The organism is Sphingopyxis sp. DBS4 (assembly GCF_024628865.1).
In the GTDB taxonomy this organism is placed as follows: Bacteria; Pseudomonadota; Alphaproteobacteria; order Sphingomonadales; family Sphingomonadaceae; genus Sphingopyxis.
Genome location: NZ_CP102384.1, coordinates 3,625,447 through 3,644,200 on the forward strand (window position 1 = coordinate 3,625,447; position 18,754 = coordinate 3,644,200).

The 18,754-nt window shown below is 67.8% G+C and carries 18 protein-coding genes; 16 read left to right on the forward strand and 2 right to left on the reverse strand.

What is annotated here, in order from left to right; all coding sequences use genetic code 11:
• The first annotated feature begins 65 nt into the window (after nucleotides 1–65).
• The 8 genes from NP825_RS17380 (at nucleotide 66) to NP825_RS17415 (ending at nucleotide 7,475) form a co-directional block, all read left to right on the forward strand.
• Nucleotides 66–758, forward strand: a complete 693-nt coding sequence (locus tag NP825_RS17380) for a DUF4129 domain-containing protein (protein ID WP_306997434.1) — start codon at nucleotides 66–68, stop codon at nucleotides 756–758.
• Nucleotides 755–1,990, forward strand: a complete 1,236-nt coding sequence (locus tag NP825_RS17385; protein ID WP_257545872.1) for a DUF4350 domain-containing protein — start codon at nucleotides 755–757, stop codon at nucleotides 1,988–1,990. The genes NP825_RS17380 and NP825_RS17385 overlap by 4 nt, the downstream gene beginning before the upstream one ends.
• The gene (locus NP825_RS17390) at nucleotides 1,980–2,942 is read left to right on the forward strand and encodes a MoxR family ATPase (protein WP_257545874.1); all 963 of its coding nucleotides are present in this window, start codon (nucleotides 1,980–1,982) and stop codon (nucleotides 2,940–2,942) included. The genes NP825_RS17385 and NP825_RS17390 overlap by 11 nt, the downstream gene beginning before the upstream one ends.
• 122 nt (nucleotides 2,943–3,064) lie before the next feature.
• Nucleotides 3,065–4,387 (forward strand): DUF58 domain-containing protein, encoded by a 1,323-nt coding sequence (locus tag NP825_RS17395; RefSeq protein WP_257545876.1) that lies wholly within the window; start codon nucleotides 3,065–3,067, stop codon nucleotides 4,385–4,387.
• Nucleotides 4,387–5,415, forward strand: a complete 1,029-nt coding sequence (locus tag NP825_RS17400; RefSeq protein ID WP_257545878.1) for a stage II sporulation protein M — start codon at nucleotides 4,387–4,389, stop codon at nucleotides 5,413–5,415. Before NP825_RS17395 ends, NP825_RS17400 begins: the two co-directional genes overlap by 1 nt.
• On the forward strand, nucleotides 5,412–6,278 hold the full coding sequence (locus tag NP825_RS17405) for an RDD family protein (RefSeq protein WP_257545881.1): 867 nt from the start codon (nucleotides 5,412–5,414) through the stop codon (nucleotides 6,276–6,278). The genes NP825_RS17400 and NP825_RS17405 overlap by 4 nt, the downstream gene beginning before the upstream one ends.
• Nucleotides 6,265–6,960 (forward strand): nitroreductase, encoded by a 696-nt coding sequence (locus tag NP825_RS17410; protein WP_257545883.1) that lies wholly within the window; start codon nucleotides 6,265–6,267, stop codon nucleotides 6,958–6,960. Before NP825_RS17405 ends, NP825_RS17410 begins: the two co-directional genes overlap by 14 nt.
• A gap of 2 nt (nucleotides 6,961–6,962) precedes the next feature.
• The gene (locus tag NP825_RS17415) at nucleotides 6,963–7,475 is read left to right on the forward strand and encodes a hypothetical protein (protein WP_257545885.1); all 513 of its coding nucleotides are present in this window, start codon (nucleotides 6,963–6,965) and stop codon (nucleotides 7,473–7,475) included.
• Nucleotides 7,476–7,924: 449 nt separating this feature from the next.
• On the opposite strand, the gene NP825_RS17420 is transcribed toward NP825_RS17415, so the two are convergent.
• Entirely contained in the window at nucleotides 7,925–8,359 is a 435-nt protein-coding gene (locus NP825_RS17420) for a hypothetical protein (protein WP_257545887.1), read from the reverse strand.
• Between the two features lie 106 nt (nucleotides 8,360–8,465).
• On the opposite strand from NP825_RS17420, the gene gyrB reads away from it, so the two are divergent.
• Together gyrB and NP825_RS17430 are read left to right on the forward strand one after the other, a co-directional pair.
• Complete coding sequence (gene gyrB / locus NP825_RS17425; protein WP_257545889.1) at nucleotides 8,466–11,009, forward strand: DNA topoisomerase (ATP-hydrolyzing) subunit B; 2,544 nt, start codon at nucleotides 8,466–8,468, stop codon at nucleotides 11,007–11,009.
• 219 nt (nucleotides 11,010–11,228) lie between these two features.
• Complete coding sequence (locus tag NP825_RS17430) at nucleotides 11,229–11,615, forward strand: septal ring lytic transglycosylase RlpA family protein (protein WP_306997446.1); 387 nt, start codon at nucleotides 11,229–11,231, stop codon at nucleotides 11,613–11,615.
• Nucleotides 11,616–11,648: 33 nt separating this feature from the next.
• On the opposite strand, the gene NP825_RS17435 is transcribed toward NP825_RS17430, so the two are convergent.
• Nucleotides 11,649–12,578, reverse strand: a complete 930-nt coding sequence (locus NP825_RS17435; RefSeq protein ID WP_257545893.1) for a glutaminase — start codon at nucleotides 12,576–12,578, stop codon at nucleotides 11,649–11,651.
• Between the two features lie 96 nt (nucleotides 12,579–12,674).
• Between NP825_RS17435 and NP825_RS17440 the strand changes: the two genes are divergently transcribed.
• The 6 genes from NP825_RS17440 to pdeM all read left to right on the forward strand — a co-directional run bounded on the left by NP825_RS17440 (nucleotide 12,675) and on the right by pdeM (nucleotide 18,651).
• Nucleotides 12,675–13,148, forward strand: a complete 474-nt coding sequence (locus NP825_RS17440) for a VOC family protein (RefSeq protein ID WP_257545895.1) — start codon at nucleotides 12,675–12,677, stop codon at nucleotides 13,146–13,148.
• Entirely contained in the window at nucleotides 13,145–13,474 is a 330-nt protein-coding gene (locus NP825_RS17445; protein ID WP_257545897.1) for a helix-turn-helix transcriptional regulator, read from the forward strand. Before NP825_RS17440 ends, NP825_RS17445 begins: the two co-directional genes overlap by 4 nt.
• A complete protein-coding gene (locus NP825_RS17450) occupies nucleotides 13,471–13,941 on the forward strand; it encodes an SRPBCC domain-containing protein (RefSeq protein ID WP_257545899.1) in 471 nt (156 codons plus the stop codon). The genes NP825_RS17445 and NP825_RS17450 overlap by 4 nt, the downstream gene beginning before the upstream one ends.
• Nucleotides 13,942–14,260: 319 nt before the next feature.
• Nucleotides 14,261–16,669, forward strand: coding sequence for a ligase-associated DNA damage response DEXH box helicase (locus NP825_RS17455; protein ID WP_257545901.1), 2,409 nt, complete (start codon nucleotides 14,261–14,263; stop codon nucleotides 16,667–16,669).
• Nucleotides 16,670–16,806: 137 nt separating this feature from the next.
• On the forward strand, nucleotides 16,807–17,892 hold the full coding sequence (locus NP825_RS17460; RefSeq protein WP_257545903.1) for an aspartyl protease family protein: 1,086 nt from the start codon (nucleotides 16,807–16,809) through the stop codon (nucleotides 17,890–17,892).
• A gap of 36 nt (nucleotides 17,893–17,928) precedes the next feature.
• Nucleotides 17,929–18,651: a ligase-associated DNA damage response endonuclease PdeM gene (gene pdeM / locus NP825_RS17465; protein WP_257545906.1), complete on the forward strand. Its 723-nt coding sequence runs from the start codon at nucleotides 17,929–17,931 to the stop codon at nucleotides 18,649–18,651.
• Nucleotides 18,652–18,754 lie beyond the last annotated feature (103 nt).

The following is an 18,754-nucleotide window of genomic DNA, read 5'->3' on the forward strand; positions in this document are numbered from 1 at the left end:
CTCGCGGCGCGGCGCGCTACCACCTTCGCGATGACCGAGCAGGGCGGGGCACTTTTTTTCCTATGATGTCGCTGTGGATCGCGCAGGCGTCGGCAAGCGGCTCGCCGGAAACCGGCGATGGGCAGGGCTGGCTCCTCGATCCCGAGCTTCTGGGCCCGGGCTACAGCCAGACGATGGCAGGCGATACGATCCAGACGGGCTTTCCGCCGCCACCGCCGGCGCGCGACAATCCGCAATGGGATCTCGGCTGGCTGCGCGATTTCTTCGAATGGACGGCTCCGGCGCTGAAGCCGTTGATGTGGATCGGCGCCGCGGCGCTGCTGCTCCTCATCCTCTATCATTTCGTCCCCGCCTTCGCCGATTGGGTCGACAATCTCCGCTTCGGCCGCAAGCGCCGCGCCGGGGAAGTCGAAGAAAGCATCGGCGAGGCCGGGGCGGGCGCGGCGCGGGCGCGGCTTGCCGACGCCGACGCGCTCGCCGCCGCCGGGCGCTTCGCCGAGGCGGTGCATCTGCTCCTCTATCGCAGCGTCGACGACATCGCCGGCCGCCGTCCCGGTCTCGTCCGCCCCGCGATGACCTCGCGCGAGTTGGCGGCCGCGGCCGATCTGCCCACGGTCGCGCAGCGCGCGTTCAGCCGGATCGCGCGCGCGGTCGAGATTAGCCTGTTCGGCGGCCGCTCGATCGACGATGCGGCATGGCAGGAATGCCGCACCGCCTATGCCGAGCTCACCGTGCCGAAAAATTGGGCGCGGGCATGAGCGGCGCGCGCGGCGGCGATCATGGCTTCAATCCGCTGCTGATCGCGGGGCTGGTTCTCGTCGGCGTCATCGCCTTCGTCGCGCTCTGGGCGCTGGTCGCGCTCGGCCCGCAGCTATCCAACGGCAACGACGGCGGCGGCCATGCGCTGTCGAAAGCGGCGCCGGGCTTTGCCGCGATCGTCGACCTCGCCGAGCGCGCGGGTGCCGATGTCGAGCTGCGCCGCCGCGTCGTCGATGACGACTCGTCCGACGACAGCGGGCCGCTCCTGATCCTCACCCCCAAGCACAACAGCAAAACCGAAGAAATCACGGACCTGTTGACCCGCCAGCGCGATCGCGTCCTGCTCGTGCTTCCCAAATGGCAAACGCTTCGCATCCCCGGCCGGACGCCGAAGCCGGGATGGGTCAGCGCCGGCTTTCCCGCCGCCCCAAGCGACGCGCTGCTCCCCGAACCATTGTTCGGCAAGGCTCGCATCCGCGCCCCGGAAGCAAAGGCGCAGGCAGTCGCGGCCGAGGTCGCGGGACGTCGCTTCGCGGCCTATCTTCCCGAGGATGCGCAGGTCGTCGACGGCGACGGCATCGAGCCGCTGATCGAAGGCGCGAACGGCGGCGCGGTGCTCTCACGCGCAAAGGACCGCGATATCTATATCCTCGCCGACCCCGACCTGATCGACAATCTCGCCTTCGCGTCGCGCGACCGGGGGCGCGCGGCGGCGATGCTGATCGATGCCGTCGCCGAAGACGCCGCCGCCGACGGCTTCGCCTTCGACCTGACGCTGAACGGCTTCGGCGGCCAGCGCTCGTTGCTCCGCTTTGCCTTCGTACCGCCCTTCATCGGCATCACGCTCTGCCTGATCGCGGCGGGGCTGCTCGCGCTGTGGCAGGCGTGGGTGCGCTTCGGCCCGGCGCTGAAGCCCGGCCGCGCGATTCCGGTGTCGAAAGCGGCGCTGATCGCGAACAGCGCCGACCTCGTCCGCCAGGCGCGCCGCGAGCTCGACGGCGCCGACGCCTATGTGGCGGGCCAGCGGAGCGCGATCGCGCGGCGGCTGCACGCCCCGAGCGGGATCGACGCGCAGGCGACCGACGCCTGGATCGACCGGCGGCTGAAAGCGGGCAGCGACCTTTTCTCCGCGTTGGCACGGCGGCTGCCGCTCGCGCGCAACAGACATGAGTTTCTGGAGGGCGCGCAGGCGCTCAGCGACATCAGGAAGGAATTACTCCGTGACGGCTAATATCGAGAGCGTCCAGGCGCTGGGCGCCGCGATCGAGGGCGAGGTCGCCAAGGCGGTGTTCGGCCAGGCGCCGCTGACGCGCATGGTGACGATCGCGCTGCTCGCAGGCGGCCATGTGCTGCTCGAAGGCCCGCCGGGTACCGCGAAAACCCTGCTCGCGCAGGCCTTTGCGCGCGCGGTCGGGCTCGATTTCGGGCGAATCCAGTTCACCCCCGACCTGATGCCCGGCGACATTTTGGGATCGAACCTGTTCAATTTCCAGACGTCGAGTTTCACCCTGACCAAGGGGCCGATCTTCACCGAACTGCTGCTCGCCGACGAGATCAACCGCACCCCGCCCAAGACGCAGGCCGCGCTGCTCGAGGCGATGCAGGAACGCCGCGTCACCATTAACGGCGAGCCGCACGCGATGAGCCCGCGCTTCACCGTGCTCGCGACGCAGAATCCGATCGAGCAGCAGGGCGTCTATCCGCTGCCCGAGGCGCAGCTCGACCGTTTCCTGTTCAAACTCGTCGTCGACTATCCCGACGCCGCCGAAGAGCGGCGGATCGTCGCCGACCATGGCGGCCGCTTCAAGAGCCCCGCGGTCGCCGATTTCGGGGTCGCACAGATTGCCGATGCCAAGGCCATCGGCGCGGCGATCGACGTGATTGCGACCGTCCGCCTCGCCGAGGAGATCGTCGACTATATCGTCCGCCTGGTCCGCGCGACGCGTGCCAGCGCCGATCTCGAATGCGGCGCCTCCCCGCGCGCCGCGACATTGCTCGCGCGCGCCGCCTGCGCGGCTGCGGCGCTCGAAGGACGCGACTATGTGATCCCCGACGACGTCCAGCGACTGGCCGCCGGGGTGCTGCGCCACCGCCTCATCCTGTCGGCCGCCGCCGAGATCGAGGGCCGCAGCGTCGAACAGGTCGTCGCCGACATCGTCGAACGCGAGGATGTGCCACGGTGATGGGAAACGTCATCGACAATGTCATGCGTCCCCGCGAAGGCGGGGACCCAGGGAAGGCTGGCGCACGGTCGCCCTGGGTCCCCGCCTTCGCGGGGACGCACGACGAGGGGGCGGCCTGAAAGATGGCCGTCTACCCCACCCGGCGCGCGATTTATCTGCTGCTGCTCGGTGCCCCGGTGGCGCTGGCGCTCGGGCTGATCCGGCCCACGCTGTGGATCGTCGCGCCCGCGTGGATCGCCCTGATCCTGATCGGCCTGCTGCTCGACGCGATGCTCGGCGCGAATCCGCGCCGCCTCGCCCTCGCGGCCGAGGCGCCGCATCAGGCCGGGGTCGGTGACCCATTCGACCTCCGGCTCGTCGCGACCGGTCCCGCGGTGCCGCGCCGCGCCGAAATGGCGCTCGCGCTCGACGAGCGGTTCGCCCCCGGCGGGCGGCTTGCGGACGAGATGCTCCGCGCGAGCGATTCGGATGGCGCGCTCGTCCGCACCCTGCCGCTCGCCGCATCGCGGCGCGGGCAGGCGCGACTCGAGACGCTGTGGATTCGCTGGGCGGGGCCGTTTGGCCTCGTCTGGAAGCAGCGCCGCTTCGCGCTCGATCGCGTGATCGCCGTGGTCCCCAGCCTGCGCGCGGTGACCGAGGAGGGGCGCCGCCTGTTCCAGCGCGATAGCTGGTTCGGCCTTCGCCAGCAGCAGCGTCGCGGCGAGGGCAGCGAATATGAAGCGCTTGCCGAATATCAGCCCGGAATGGACCGGCGCGCGATCGACTGGAACGCCTCGGCGCGCCACGTCAAGCTGCTCGCCAAGGAATATCGCGTCGAGCGCGACAACCGCGTCATCCTCGCGATCGACGGCGGGCGGACGATGGCCGAGCCGGTCGGCGGCATGCCGCGCGTCGACCGCGCGGTGTCGGCGGCGCTGCTGCTCGCCTTCGCCGGGCTGAAGCTCGGTGACCGCATCAGCCTCTTCTCCTTCGCCGCCAAGCCGCAGGCGCTGACCCCCGCCTATATGCACGTCCAGGATTTCCCGGCGCTGCAACGCGCCGCGAGCCTGATCGACTATGCGCCTGTCGAGAGCAATTTCACCCTCGCGCTGAGCACCCTCGGCGCCCAGCTCAACCGCCGCTCGCTGATCATCCTGTTCACCGAATTCACCGACGCGACGAGCGCCGACCTGATGATCCGGGCCGCCGGCCGGCTGGTGAAGAAGCACCGGCTGCTGTTCGTCGTCATCCGCGACGACGAGGTCGAGGAGGTCGAGCGACGGCGGCCCGAAAGCGCCGCCGACGTCACGCGCGCGAACGTCGCCGCCGCGATGCTGCGCGACCGGCAGCTGGTGATCGCGCGGCTCCAGCGGCTCGGCGCCGACGTGATCGAGGTTCCCGCCGACGCGATGGGCGCGAGCGTGGTCGAGGCCTATCTCGGCATCAAGCGCCAGGGGAGCCTGTGATGCAGCCTGTGAGCGCGGCCGAGCTTCCCGCCTTTTCGACCAGCCGCTTCCGCGCCGAGCGCGAGGCCGACTGGATCGCCTTCGACCTGCTACTGACCAAGCTAGAGCGAAAGGGCGCGGCGGCTCTGACCAGCGACGAATTGCTCCAGCTCCCGATCCTCTATCGCGCGACGCTCTCCTCGCTGTCGATCGCGCGTGCGACCAGCCTCGACAAGGCGCTGCTCGGCCATCTCGAGGCGTTGTCGATCCGCGGCTATTTCCTCGTCTATGGCGTGCGCGAGACGCGGGCGAGCCGCATCCGCCGCTTCTTCCGCTATGACTGGCCCGCCGCGGTGCGCGCGGTGTGGAAGGAAACGCTGATCATCGCGCTCGTCATCATCCTCGGTGCGCTGACCAGCTATGCGCTCGTCGCGAGCAACCCCGAATGGTATTATAATTTCGTTCCCGAGGAGATGTCGGGCGGCCGCGATCCGCACGCGACGGTCGATTATCTGCGATCGACGCTCGGCCACGGCAAGGCGGCGGCCGACGAGCAGAGCAGCGGGCTCCACGTCTTCGCGACCTATCTCTTCACGCACAACAGCCAAGTGTCGATCCTGTCCTTCGCGCTGGGTTTCGCCTTCGGCGTGCCGACGATGATGCTCGAATATTATCAGGGCATCGGGCTCGGCGCGATGCTCGCGCTGTTTTCGGGCAAGGGGCTGGGGGTCGATTTCGGCGGCTGGCTGTTCATCCACGGCACGACGGAACTGTTCGCCGCCGCTCTGTCGGGCGCCGCGGGCCTGCGGATCGGCGCCGCGGTGGTCTTCCCGGGCGCGCGCGGCCGACTGGAGGCGGCGGCCGACGCGGGGCGGACCGCGGGCAAGGTGATGATCGGCGTCATCCTGATGCTGCTCGTCGCCGGCGTGCTCGAGGGCTTCGGGCGTCAGCTCATCACCGACACGATGCTGCGTTATGCCATCGGCACGGTGATGCTGCTCTTCTGGCTCGCCTATTATTATATCCCGCGCCGCGAGGATGTCGCATGACCGCCACCGCTCACGCGAAGCTGCGGTCGGCGCAGGCCAGGAAGGTCCGCGAATTCGTGACGCCCGAAGGCGTCGATCTGCAATTGCGCATCGCCAGCGCCGGGCTTCGCTTCGGAGCCTTGGTCGTCGATTTCGTCATCATCAACCTGGCGCTGCTGCTTTTCACCCTGCTCATGGTCTGGGTCGGCTTCGCGGTGAAGGGCGGCGTCGCCGAGGTCGTCTGGATGCTCGGCGCCTTCGTCCTGCGCACCTTCTGGTTCATCGGCTTCGAGCTCGGGTCACGCGCGGCGACCCCGGGCAAAAGAATGATGGGCATCCGCGTCGTCGCGCGCGACGGCGGACGGCTGACCGCCGACGCGGTCGTCGCGCGCAACCTGATCCGCGAGCTCGAGCTGTTCCTACCGCTGATGATGCTCGGGGTCGGCGCCGCCGAGGACATGGTGTCGGGCTGGACGCTCCTTGCCGGCGTGATCTGGTCGCTGACACTCAGCCTGTTCCTGCTTTTCAACCGCGACCGGATGCGGATGGGCGATCTGATCGCGGGCACCTGGGTCGTGATGGCCGAGCGCGCCAAGCTCGACAGCGACATCGCGGCGGAGGCGGAGGCCGGGGCGATCCGCTTCACCGACGCCGAACTCGCGGTCTATGGCATCTACGAGCTGCAGGAACTCGAACGCGTCCTGCGCGCCCGCGATGCGCGCGCGATGCGCGAGGTCGCCGACACGATCCGCGCCAAGATCGGCCGCCCGGTCGCCGAAGAGGATGACGCCTTCCTGCTTTCCTATTACCGGCAGCTCAAGGCCCGGCTCGAACGCGGGCTGCTGTTCGGCAAGCGACGTGAGGATAAATATGCCAGCGACTGACACGCTCTCCCCTTCGGTCACCGAGGCGCTGCACCGCCGCCGCTCGGTCCGTGCCTTCACCGACGCGCCCGTCGATCCCGATGTGCTGAAGGCGGTATTCGCTGCCGCGCAGCGCGCGCCGTCGGGCGGCAACCTTCAGCCGTGGCAGGTCACGCTCGTCACCGGCGAGCCTTGGGACCGCGTCAAGAGTGCGGTCGCGGCGCGCATCGCAATGGGGCGCGAGGGTCAACAGGCAGAATATGACATCTATCCCAGAGGCCTCACCGATCCGTGGGAAAGCCGCCGTTTCGGCGTCGGCGAAGCGCTTTACGCCTCGCTCGGCATCCCGCGCGAGGACAAGGCGGCGCGGCTCGCTCGGTTCATGGAAAATTATCGCGGTTTCGGCGCACCGGTGATGCTTTTCCTCCACTGCTCGCGCATCATGGGACCGCCGCAATGGTCCGACATGGGGATGTGGCTGCAATCGGTGATGCTGCTGCTCGTCGAGCATGGCCTCGCGAGCTGTCCGCAGGAATGCTGGGCGATGTACGGACAGACGGTGCGCGAGACGCTGGGCCTCGGGGAGGATCAGATCTTGTTTACCGGCCTCGCGATCGGCCACGCCGATGACGGGCAGGCGGTGAACCAATGGCCGGTCCCGCGCGTGGACCTGAATGAGGTAATCGATTGGCAGGGTTTTTGAGCATGGGGTTTCGGAAGATGAGCGGCAAGCAGGCGGGAAGCGCTCTCGCGATCGTCATGGCGCTCGCGATGGCGGGCTGCGCCGCGGTGCCGACGCCGCAGGCGCCGCCGCCTGCCCCGGCGCCGCGCCCCGCGCCGACGCCCGCGCCCCTGCCGTCACCGAGCCAGTCGTGGGAGGAAAGGGCGCTCAACCCTGGCGGCTGGCGCTATGACGCGGGCAGCCGCACCGCGACCTTCGCCCCGACCGGCAGCGCGAGCCCGCTGCTGACGATGCGCTGCGCCGGCGGCAACCTCCACCTGACCGCGCCGCTCGACGGCGCCGTCGCGCTCCGCACCAGCGCGGGCACCGACCAGATCCGCTTCGACGGCGGCGCCGCGACGGTGCCCGGCCGCGACATTCGGCTCGATCGCATCGCCTTCAGCCGCGGCCGCTTCGCGCTCGAATCGGGCAGCGGCGCGTTGACCCTGCCGGTGCAGTCGGAAATCGGGCGGGTCATCGAGGATTGCCGGGGGTAGCGGCGGCGATTTCAGGGCGGGGAGCCGACATCCCCCGTCATCCCCGCGAAAGCGGAAACCCAGTGTGCGTCGGCTGACCCTACACCGGGTTTCCGCTTTCGCGGGAATGACGAAGTTATGAGATATCAAGCGTCGCTTTCCGATCGCTTGCAAACTCCCGTCATCCCGGATCGAGCCCGGGATGACGATGTAAGGCAGGTCAGCTTGCAGGCGAATGCAGGTGCATCCCAAAGAGGCAGGCCGGTCGAAAAGCGGCTTTCCTACATTATCCGTCCGTGTAATCCTCGCCTTCGGCTCTTTGGATCGTCGATCACCCACCGCACTCAGCCATCATCGTCGCTTGCTTAACGCGACAAAGGAGACATTTCCGGCGCGTGCGTCCGTATCCTTTGTCTCCTTAAGGCCCCAAAAGACACAATTCGGACCCCGCATGCGGACCTTCTGTGGCTTCAGGCCCCCAGTTGCACCGTCCCGCCCCGGATCCAGCCCCAGCGGCACGGCCCCTGATATTCGCGCGCGTTCGCGACCGAACGGCCGACGCCGCACATATCCTCGTCGATCCCCGGTCCCGCGAAGACGATGCCGAACCAGGCGTCATCGTCGGTCGCTTCGCACACCGACACTTTCATGGTGCCCGCGAGCTTCGCTTTCACCGCGCGCGTTTCGCCCGGCGCCCAATAGACGTCGGTGCCGCCCGCCTTGACGCGGCTGGTGCTCGCGCAGGCGGGCAGGCTCGGACCCTCGGTGCCGATCATCACCGCGCGGGTCGCAAGCGGTTCGCCCGCGACGGTAGGGGCATTGTCGGCGGGGGGTGCGGGCTGGCTGCACGCCGCGAGCGAGGCCGCGAGGACGATGGTGACAGAGGCCGGGAGACGATGTTTCATGCCGCGAAACTAGCCGCCGCGGCGCGCGCGCGCAACGGCCCATCCGAAAACGCCGAGAGGCGCATTTTCGCTTGGGTTTTGCGCCCCTCGACCCTATATAATCGATATGACAGAACCGAGTGAGAACGGCGCTAGCGAAAGCGCTTCCAAACAGCCCAACGCAAACGCCTATGGCGCCGATTCGATCAAGGTCCTGAAGGGCCTCGACGCGGTCCGCAAGCGCCCCGGCATGTATATCGGCGACACCGACGACGGGTCGGGCCTGCACCATATGGTGTTCGAGGTCAGTGACAATGCGATCGACGAAGCGCTCGCCGGGCATTGCGACCTCGTGCTCATCACCTTGAACAGCGACGGATCGGTCAGCGTCGAGGACAATGGCCGCGGCATCCCGACCGGCATCCATGCCGAGGAAGGCATTTCGGCGGCCGAGGTCATCATGACCCAGCTTCACGCCGGCGGGAAGTTCGAGAATACGAGCGACGACAATGCCTACAAGGTGTCGGGCGGCCTCCACGGCGTCGGCGTCAGCGTCGTCAACGCGCTGTCGGAATGGCTCGAACTGACGATCTGGCGCGATGGCGAGGAGCATTGGATGCGCTTCGAGCATGGCGATTCGGTCGCCCCGCTCGTCGTCCGCGGCCCAGCCCCCGCAGGCAAGAAGGGCACGCGCGTCACCTTCCAGGCCTCGACCGAGACGTTCAAGAACGTCACCGAGTTCGATTTCGAGAAGCTCGAGCATCGCTACCGCGAGCTCGCCTTCCTGAATTCGGGCGTTCGCATCAAGCTGGTCGATGCACGCCATGCCGAACATGCGACCCACGATCTCTTCTACGAAGGCGGCATCGCGGCCTTCGTCAAATGGCTCGACCGCAACAAGAATCCGCTGCTCCCCGACCCGATCGCGATCAGCGCCGAGCGTGACGGCATCGGTATCGACGTCGCATTGGAGTGGAACGACAGCTATTATGAGAACGTCCTCTGCTTCACCAACAACATCCCGCAGCGCGACGGCGGCACGCATCTCGCGGCCTTCCGCGCCGCGCTGACGCGCACCCTGAACGGCTATGGCGACAAGTCGGGGCTGCTGAAGAAGGAAAAGGTCTCGCTGACCGGCGAGGATATGCGCGAGGGGCTGACCGCGATCGTCTCGGTCAAGCTGCCCGACCCCAAATTCTCGTCGCAGACCAAGGACAAGCTCGTTTCGTCCGAGGTCCGCCAGCCGCTCGAAAGCCTGATGGCCGACCGGATGACCCAATGGCTGGAGGAGAATCCCGCCCATGCCAAGGCGGTGATCCAGAAGATCGTCGACGCCGCCGCGGCGCGCGAGGCGGCGCGCAAGGCACGCGAACTCACTCGCCGCAAGGGCGCGATGGACATCGCCTCGCTCCCCGGCAAACTCGCCGACTGTCAGGAACGCGACCCCAGCAAATGCGAACTGTTCCTCGTCGAGGGTGACTCGGCGGGCGGCTCGGCGAAGCAGGGCCGCGACCGGCACGTGCAGGCGATCCTGCCGCTCAAGGGCAAGATATTGAACGTCGAGCGCGCGCGCTTCGACCGCATCATCTCGTCGAAGGAAGTGGGGACGCTGATCCAGGCGCTCGGCACCGGCATCCGCGATGAGTTCACCCTCGAAAAATTGCGCTATCACAAGATCGTGATCATGACCGACGCCGACGTCGACGGCGCGCATATCCGCACGCTGCTTTTGACCTTCTTCTATCGCCAGATGCCCGAGATCATCGAGAACGGCCATCTCTACATCGCCCAGCCGCCGCTCTACAAGGTCGCGAAGGGGCGGAGCGAGGTCTATCTCAAGGACGATAGCGCGCTCGAAAATTATCTCGTCGATGCCGGGATCGACGCGCTGCTGCTCGAAACGCCGGGCGGGGCGCGGTCGGGGAACGACCTGCGCGAACTGATCGAGCATGGCCGGCGGCTGCGCGCGCTGATGCGCTACGTCCCGCGCAGCCTCGATCATGGGCTGGTCGAGGCGCTGGCCTTCACCGGTGCGCTCGATCCGGCGCTCGACACCGCGGGCCGCCACAGCGCCGCCGAGACCGCCGCCGCGTGGCTCGGCGCCGCCGAGCGCGCGCTGACCGGCGGCAGCGAAGCCGTCTGGACCGTGCAGGCGGTCGAGGGCGGCGGCTATACGCTCGAACGCCGCTGGCGCGGGGTCAGCGACCATCATGTCGTCGATGCCGCTTTCCTCGCGAGCCAGGAGGCGCGCCGTCTCCACCTGCTGGCGAGCGAGCAGGCTGAAACCTATGCCCGGCCCGGCCGGCTGGTGAAGGCGACCGGCGCCGCCGCCATCGAGATCGACGCCGCCGAAGGCGAGGAAGAAGAGGTTTCCGCGGCATCGAACGCCAAGGCGAACCCGGTCACGCGCCCGTCCGAACTGCTCGACGCGATCTTCGCGCACAGCCGCAAGGGGTTGTCGATCAGCCGCTACAAGGGGCTGGGCGAAATGAACGCCGAACAGCTTTGGGAAACCACGCTCGACCCCGCGAACCGCTCGCTGCTGCGCGTCGACGGCGCGCAGGCCGACGACGTCAAGCTGATCTTCGAGCAGTTGATGGGCGACGAGGTCGAACCCCGGCGGGACTTCATCCAGACCAATGCACTATCGGTGGCGAATCTGGACGTTTGATAGTCGTTGAATAGCGCGGCACCAGCCCGCTCCCCCACCCGGCCTCCCATTTCAGGATACGCTGTTGGGAGGCCGGGCGGGGGAGCGGGCTGGTGCCGATTCCACGCAAGTGGACGTAATTTCGCTTCGATCCAACGCGCGGCGGCTTGTCATGACAGGCCGCCGCTGCTTTTGGCCCTCCACCGAAAAGGGGAGGATGTCATGCGGGCCTTTTCAGCCATGCTGATACCGCTTCTGCTGACGGTTTCGGCCGCGGCGCAGGAAGCTCAGATCACCGACGAGCCGGCCGCCGAGGCCGAGCAGGCGACCGAGATCGATGGCGGAATGGCGAGCTATTACGGCGACGAACTCGCCGGCAATCGCACCGCGAGCGGCGAACGCTTCGACCCCGATCAACTGACCGGCGCCCATCGCTCGCTTCCCTTTGGCAGCATGGTTCGCGTCACCAATGTCGCGAACGGCGACAGCGTCGTCGTCCGCATCAACGATCGCGGCCCCTTTTCGCGCGGCCGGGTGATCGACATCAGCCACGCCGCCGCCCGCCAGATCGGCATGCACCGCAGCGGCACCGCGCGGGTGAAGCTGGCGCTGCTCAACAACGATTGATCGCGGAACCAGCACCCAGACCTGCGCCGGACGCTAATCGAACACCGACCACCCCGCCGCATAGGCGAAATGTTCGAGCGCGATCGCGCCCACGAGCGACGTTCCCGCCTCGGTCAGCCCCGGCGACCAGACCGCGATCGATCCCTGCCCCGGCGCGATGCAGAGGATGCCGCCGCCGACCCCGCTCTTGCCCGGCAGGCCGACGCGAAAGGCGAATTCGCCGCTGTTGTCGTAATGGCCGCAGAGCATCATGATCGCATTGATGCGGCGGGCGCGGTGCGGCTTGACGACCTGTTCGCCGGTCAGCGGATCGCGGCCGTCCATCGCCAGGAACAGCCCGGCGCGGGCGAGTTGGCGGCAGCTCATCGCGATCGCGCACTGGCGGAAATAGACGCCCAGCGCCTCCTCGACCGGATGCCGCAAATTGCCGAAGCCCTTCATGAAATAGCCGAGGCTGCGGTTGCGCGCGCCGGTTTCTGATTCGGAGGCCGCGACCCCGGCGTCGATCGCCACGTCGGCATCACCGGCGCGGGCGCGCAGGAAATCGAGAATCTCGGCCACCGTCGCATCGCCGCTCCGCCCGTCGATCAACCGGTCGGTGGTCGCGATCGCGCCCGCGTTGATCAGCGGATTGCGCGGAATGCCGTTCTCGCTTTCGAGCTGGACGATCGAGTTGAAGGCGCTGCCCGACGGCTCGCGCCCGACGCTCTCCCACAGCGAACTGCCGAGGCGGCGGAGCGCGAGGGCGAGAGTGAAGACCTTCGACACCGACTGGATCGAAAAGGGGATGTCGACGTCGCCCGCGGCGTGGACCGTGCCGTCGGGAAGCGCGAGCGCGAAGCCGAAGCGGTTCGGATCGACCGTCGCCAGCGCGGGAATATAGTCGGCGACCTTGCCCTTGCCGCGGTGCGGCAGCGCGACGGCATAGGCTTCGGCGACGCAGCGGGCGAGGTCGGCGGTCATGCGCTTTTCCTAGCAACTCCACTCGCGATTGCATGTATTTTCTTTTTAGTGAAAATATTCTATAAATATGAAATCGATTGATTCGGGAGAAGAGATATGGCCGAGCATCCGCGCCCCAAGGGGCTTTCGAGCGCCGTCTGCTATCGGGACAGCAAGGCGGCGTTCCGCTGGCTCGAGGAGGCGTTCGGGTTCGAGCCCGTCTTTGTCCTCCTCGACGAACAGGGCAATCTTGCGCACAGCGAGATGGAATATGGAAATTCGACGATCATGATCGGCAACGAATGGTCGGACGATCACCGCAGCCCCGCGAACCTCGGCGGCAAGAACACGCAGACGGTGCACGTCCAGCTCAGTCGGGGCGAGGACATCGACGCGCATTGCGCGACGGCGCGCGCCGCGGGCGCCGACATCATCGCCGCGCCCGAGACGCAATTCTACGGCGACCGCACCTATCGCGCCAAGGATCCCGAGGGGCATATCTGGACCTTCGGCGTCACCGTCGAGGAAAAGACGTCCGACGAATGGGATGCCGAGGGCGGCTTCACGACCAAGACGCGGCTCGACGATTGAGCGCCGCGCTCGACCGGATGCTGGGCGCGCTCGCCGATCCGAAGCGGCGGCGCGCGGTCGAACTGCTCGGGCAAAGGCCGCGCAGCGCCGGCGAACTCGCGGACGCGCTCGGCCTCGCGCCGCCCGCGATGAGCCGGCATCTGCGGGCCTTGAAGGAAGGCGGGCTGGTCGAGGACGGCCACCCCGCCTTCGACGCGCGCGTGCGCATCTACAGCCTCAAGCAGGGCGCGACCGACGAGTTGAAGCGCTGGCTCGCCGAGACCGAGGCGCGGTGGACGCACCAACTTGCCGCGTTCAAATGCCATGTCGAAAGCGGCGAAGGATGAGCGGCGCGGCGTTGATCGTCGCACTGCGCGTCGCCGCGACCCCGCAAGCGGCCTTCGCGGCCTTCACCGAAGGCATCGGCCGCTGGTGGCAGAGCCATCCGCTCTTCCCGCTATCACCCCAAGGAGACGGTGCGCTGCGCTTCGACCCCGCGGGGCCGGGCGGGCGGCTGGTGACACGCTTCGCCGACGGCGAGCTGTGGGTCATCGGCGCGGTGCATTGCTGGCGGCCCGGCGAGCGCCTGACCTTCGGCTGGCGCCTGCCGAGCTTCGCCGCGGATCAGGCGACCGAAGTCGAGGTGCGCTTCGAGGCAGTCGGTGCCGAGACGCGCGTGACGGTCGAACATCGCGGCTGGGATGCGATCCCGCAAAGCCATGCCGCGCGGCACGGGTTCGAGCTGATGCTGTTCCAGCGGCGGCTGAGCGAACATTGGCGGGGGTTGTTGAGGGAGATGGCGGCTCTGGGATAGGGAAGCGAACATCCACCCATCCTCGTCATTCCCGCGAAAGCGGGAACCCAGAGTGAGGTCAGCCGACGCACGCTCTGGGTTCCCGCTTTCGCGGGAATGACGAAGTTGGGGATGAAAACTGCCGCTCACCTGCCGCCAATAAACTTTCGTCATCCCGGACTTGATCCGGGATCCATTCATCCGGCGCTGAGAGAATAGATCCCGGATCAAGTCCGGGATGACGAGGTAGGATAGGTCGGCTTCCGGCCGATAACGGATACACGCGCAATCATCCGCTCGGGCACTTGCCCCCTGCTCCCCGCAACGCCACATCAACCCCATGCGCCTCCCCGCCCCCTTTGCCGACTGGTTCGCCGCGCGCGGGTGGCGGCTGCGGCGGCATCAGGCCGATATGCTCGCGGCGGGGCAGCGCGGCGAGCATGCGCTGCTCGTCGCCGCGACGGGCGCGGGGAAGACGCTGGCGGGGTTCCTGCCGACGCTTGTCGATCTGGCGGCGAATCCGTCGGACCGGCTGCACACGCTTTATGTGTCGCCGCTGAAGGCGCTCGCCGCCGATGTCGAGCGCAACCTCCTCGGCCCGATCGCCGAGATGGGGCTCGATATCAGCGTCGAAAGCCGCAGCGGCGATACCAGTTCCGACAAGAAAGCGCGTCAGCGCGCCAGGCCGCCGAACATCCTGCTGACCACTCCCGAATCGCTGTCGCTCCTCCTCTCCTACCCCGACAGTTTTGCGATGTTCGCCGACCTCCAGACCATCGTGATCGACGAAATCCACGCCTTCGCGCCGGGCAAGCGCGGCGACCTGCTGAGCCTGGCAATGGCCCGGCTTCAGGCGATCGCGCCAAGCCTGCGCCGAGTCGGCCTGTCGGCGACGATCGCCGATCCGGACGCCTATCGCGCATGGCTCGCCCCCGATGCCGACGCGGGCACGGTCACGCTGGTCGAGGGCGAACCCGGCGCCGACCCCGACATCCGTATCCTGCTGCCCGAGGGCGCGGTGCCGTGGGCGGGGCATTCGGGGCGCTATGCGGTGCATCAGGTGATGGCACAGATCGCGAAGAACCGCACGACGATCATATTCTGCAACACGCGCGGGCTGGCGGAACTGATCTTTCAGGAGCTGTGGAAGGTCAACGACCTCTCGCTGCCGATCGCGATCCACCACGGCAGCCTCGACCGCGAGGCGCGCCAGCGCGCCGAAGCGGCGATGGCCGAGGGGCGGCTGCGCGCGCTCGTCGCGACCGCGAGCCTCGATCTGGGGCTCGACTGGGGCGATGTCGACTGCGTGATCCAGATGGGCGCGCCCAAAGGCTCGTCGCGACTGCTCCAGCGCATCGGCCGCGCCAATCACCGGCTCGACGAGCCGAGCCGCGCGCTGATCGTGCCGGGCAACCGCTTCGAATATCTGGAGGCACGCGCTGCATTGGACGCCGTGGGCGCGGGCGAGCGCGACGCCGACCGCTTCCGCCCCGGCGCGCTCGACGTGCTCGCGCAGCATGTCATGGCGCTCGCCTGCGCCGCGCCGTTCGACGAAGCCGAGTTGCTCGCCGAAATCCGCACCGCGGCGCCCTATCGCTGGATCGATGCCGACATTTTCGGCCGACTGCTCGGCTTCGTGCGCGACGGCGGCTATGCGCTCAAAAGCTATGACCGATTCCGCCGCCTGGCGCCCGACGGGAAGGGGCGCTGGCGCATTTCGCACCCCCGATTGGCGGCGCAGCACCGGCTCAACGCCGGGATCATCGTCGAGGCGCCGATGGCCGCGGTGCGCTTCAAAAACGGCCGTCGCCTCGGGCAGGTCGAGGAATATTTCGCGAGCACACTGACCCCCGGCGACACCTTCGCCTTTGCGGGGCTCAGCCTCGAAGTCGAATCGATCCGCGACACCGACCTGATCGTCCGCGCGACGACGCGCCCGGCGCGCATCCCCTCCTATATGGGTGCGCGCATGGCAATCTCGACCCGGCTGGCCGACCGGGTGCGGGGTTTCCTCGCCGATCCCGCAAGCTGGCAGCGTTTTCCCGAGGATGTCCGTTTCTGGCTGGAGATGCAGGCGCTGCGATCGGTGCTGCCGCGCCCCGGCGAACTGCTCGTCGAGACCTTTCCGCACGAGGGGCATCATTATATGGTCTGCTATCCCTTCGAGGGGTGGAACGCGCACCAGTCGCTCGGCATGCTGATCACCAAAAGAATGGAGCGGATCGGGCTGCAGCCGCTCGGCTTCGTCGCGTCCGATTATGCGATCGCGATCTGGTCGCTGCGCCCGGTGGCGAACCCCGAAACGCTGTTCGACGCCGAAATCCTGTCCGACGAGTTCGTCGAGTGGGTCGAACAATCGCATCTGCTGAAGCGCGCCTTTCGCGAGGTCGCGGTGATCGGCGGGCTGATCGAGCGCCAGCATCCGGGCAAGCGCAAGACCGGCAAGCAGGTGACCTTCTCGACCGACCTGATCTTCGACGTGCTCCGGAAATATGAGCCCGACCATCTGCTGCTCGAAGCCGCCTGGGCCGATGCGCGCGAGCGGCTGACCGACGTCGCGCGGCTCGGCGATCTGCTCGACCGCGCCGCGGGGACGATGGTGCACCGGACGCTCGAGCGGATCAGCCCGCTCGCGATTCCGGTGCTCGTCCTGATCGGGCGCGAGAATGTCGCCGCGGCCGACCTCGACGATGCGCTGCTCGGTGACCTTGCCGATGCGCTGGCGGAAGAGGCGATGCGCGCCGATTAGGGACTATGTCCCCCACGAAAGCGGGAATGACGGGAAAAGGCCAGGAGGATCGGGGCCGACCTTCCACGCCAGCGTTTCGCTTGCTGGGGTGCCGAAGCAGGCGTAGACTGGCGCAAAATATAATGAGGATGCCGGTCATGATCGACGCCATCAAGCCATCCGCTGCCTGGGCGCTGCTGCTCGCCGCGCCCATACTGATCGGGGCGGCCCAGCCGCCTGCCAATGCGTCGCCTGCCGGTTTGCCGCCTTCGACGCCGCAAGCACCCGCAACGCCAACAGCCGCCCCCAACGCAACATCGGCGCCCATTCCCGACACGCTGGCTCCGCCGGTCCTCGTCACGCCCTTCATCCAGCCGTTCGATCTCGACGCGACGCGGCGCATGGCGGTGAAGGTCATGGTCGGCGGCGAGGGGCCTTTTTCCTTTCTCGTCGATACCGGCGCGGAACGCACGGTGATCGCGCGCGAACTCGCTGAACGGCTGGGGCTCGCGGAGGGTGAGAAGCTCAGGATGGCGACGATCGGCGGGTCGGCGGTGGTGCCGAGCTATCGCGTCGCGGCGGTGGAGATGGCGAATCTGCGCCTCGCCGCGATCGATGCGCCGGCGCTCCTCGGCCGCCACCTGGGCGCCGCGGGACTGATCGGGGTCGACATGCTCGAGCAAAGGCGCGTGCTGATCGATTTCCGCAAGGAAAGCATGGAGATACTCGAAACGCGCAAGCGCGCGCGGCCGATCATCGACGACGACGACGCGATCGTCGTCACCGCGCGCAATTCGGCGGGTCGGCTGATTCTCTCCGACGCGCGGATCGACGGCAAGCGCATCGACGTCATCGTCGACACCGGCGCTCAAACAAGTGTCGGCAACCCCGCGCTACAGGAACTGGTCGCCCATCGCCGGGCCAACCGCCTGCCTTTCATGGTGTCGACGCTCGATTCGGTCACCGGCGAAACGGTGCCGGCGGTCCGCACCGCAATCAAGCGGATCACGATCAACGGCCTCGACGTGAATAATCTGCCGATCAGCTTCGCCGACAGCCAGGCCTTTCGTGCGCTGGGCCTCGAGAACCGGCCCGCGCTGCTGCTCGGCATGGACGGCCTCGCGCTGTTCGACCGGGTCGAAATCGATTTTCCGAACCGCCGCGTCGTCTTCGACATGCCGAGCGGCGCGAGCCGCGAGACAGGGCAGCGCTTCGCCGCAAGCGGAGAGCCGCGCATCGGATAGCTTGCGATGCGCGGACGGCGTTGCCATAGCGACGCCATGTCCGGCGCGGCGACCTTTGATTTTGCCGGCGAGCGCTTCGTGATGCTCGCCGACCGCGCGCTGTTCTGGCCGGCGCGCGGCGCGTTGATCGTCGCCGACCTCCACCTCGAAAAGGCGAGCTGGTACGCTGCCTATGGTCAGCCGCTGCCACCCTATGACAGCCACGACACGCTCGATCGGCTGGCAGGGCTCGCCGCCGCGACCGGCGCGGGCGCGATCTGGTGCCTCGGCGACAGTTTCCACGACCGCGACGCCGCGGCGCGCATCGTCCCCGCGATCGCCGACCGCCTGGAACGACAGGCCGCCGCGGCAAAGCTGGTCTGGATCGCGGGCAACCACGACGGCCTGACCGCGGGCGCGTGGGGCGGCGAGGTCGCCGACGAATGGATCCAGAACGGCATCGTTTTTCGCCACCAGAGCCGCGCGGACGAGGCGCGCCCCGAAATATCGGGACATTTCCACCCCAAGCTGCGCCTCAGCCTGCGCGGGCGGGGCGTATCGCGACCCTGCTTCGCGAGCGATGCGACGCGGCTGATCCTGCCTGCTTTCGGCAGCTTCACCGGCGGGCTCGACGTCGAGGATGCCGCCATCGCCGCGAATTTTTCAGGCCCCTATCGCGCCATGCTGGTCGCGCGCGGCCGCCTTCTGTCGCTGCCTTGTGGCGGAGCGGCGGAGAATAACGCTACGGCAGGCGTCTCGGCCGCCGCGAACCGGCGCTGACCCGCCCCGGCGGCGTCCCGTCCGGCCTGTGACCGAAAAGCATCACCCGATCGAAAACGACGCCGAAACCGGACCTTGGCTGGAAGCGTGGCGCGCTTTTTGG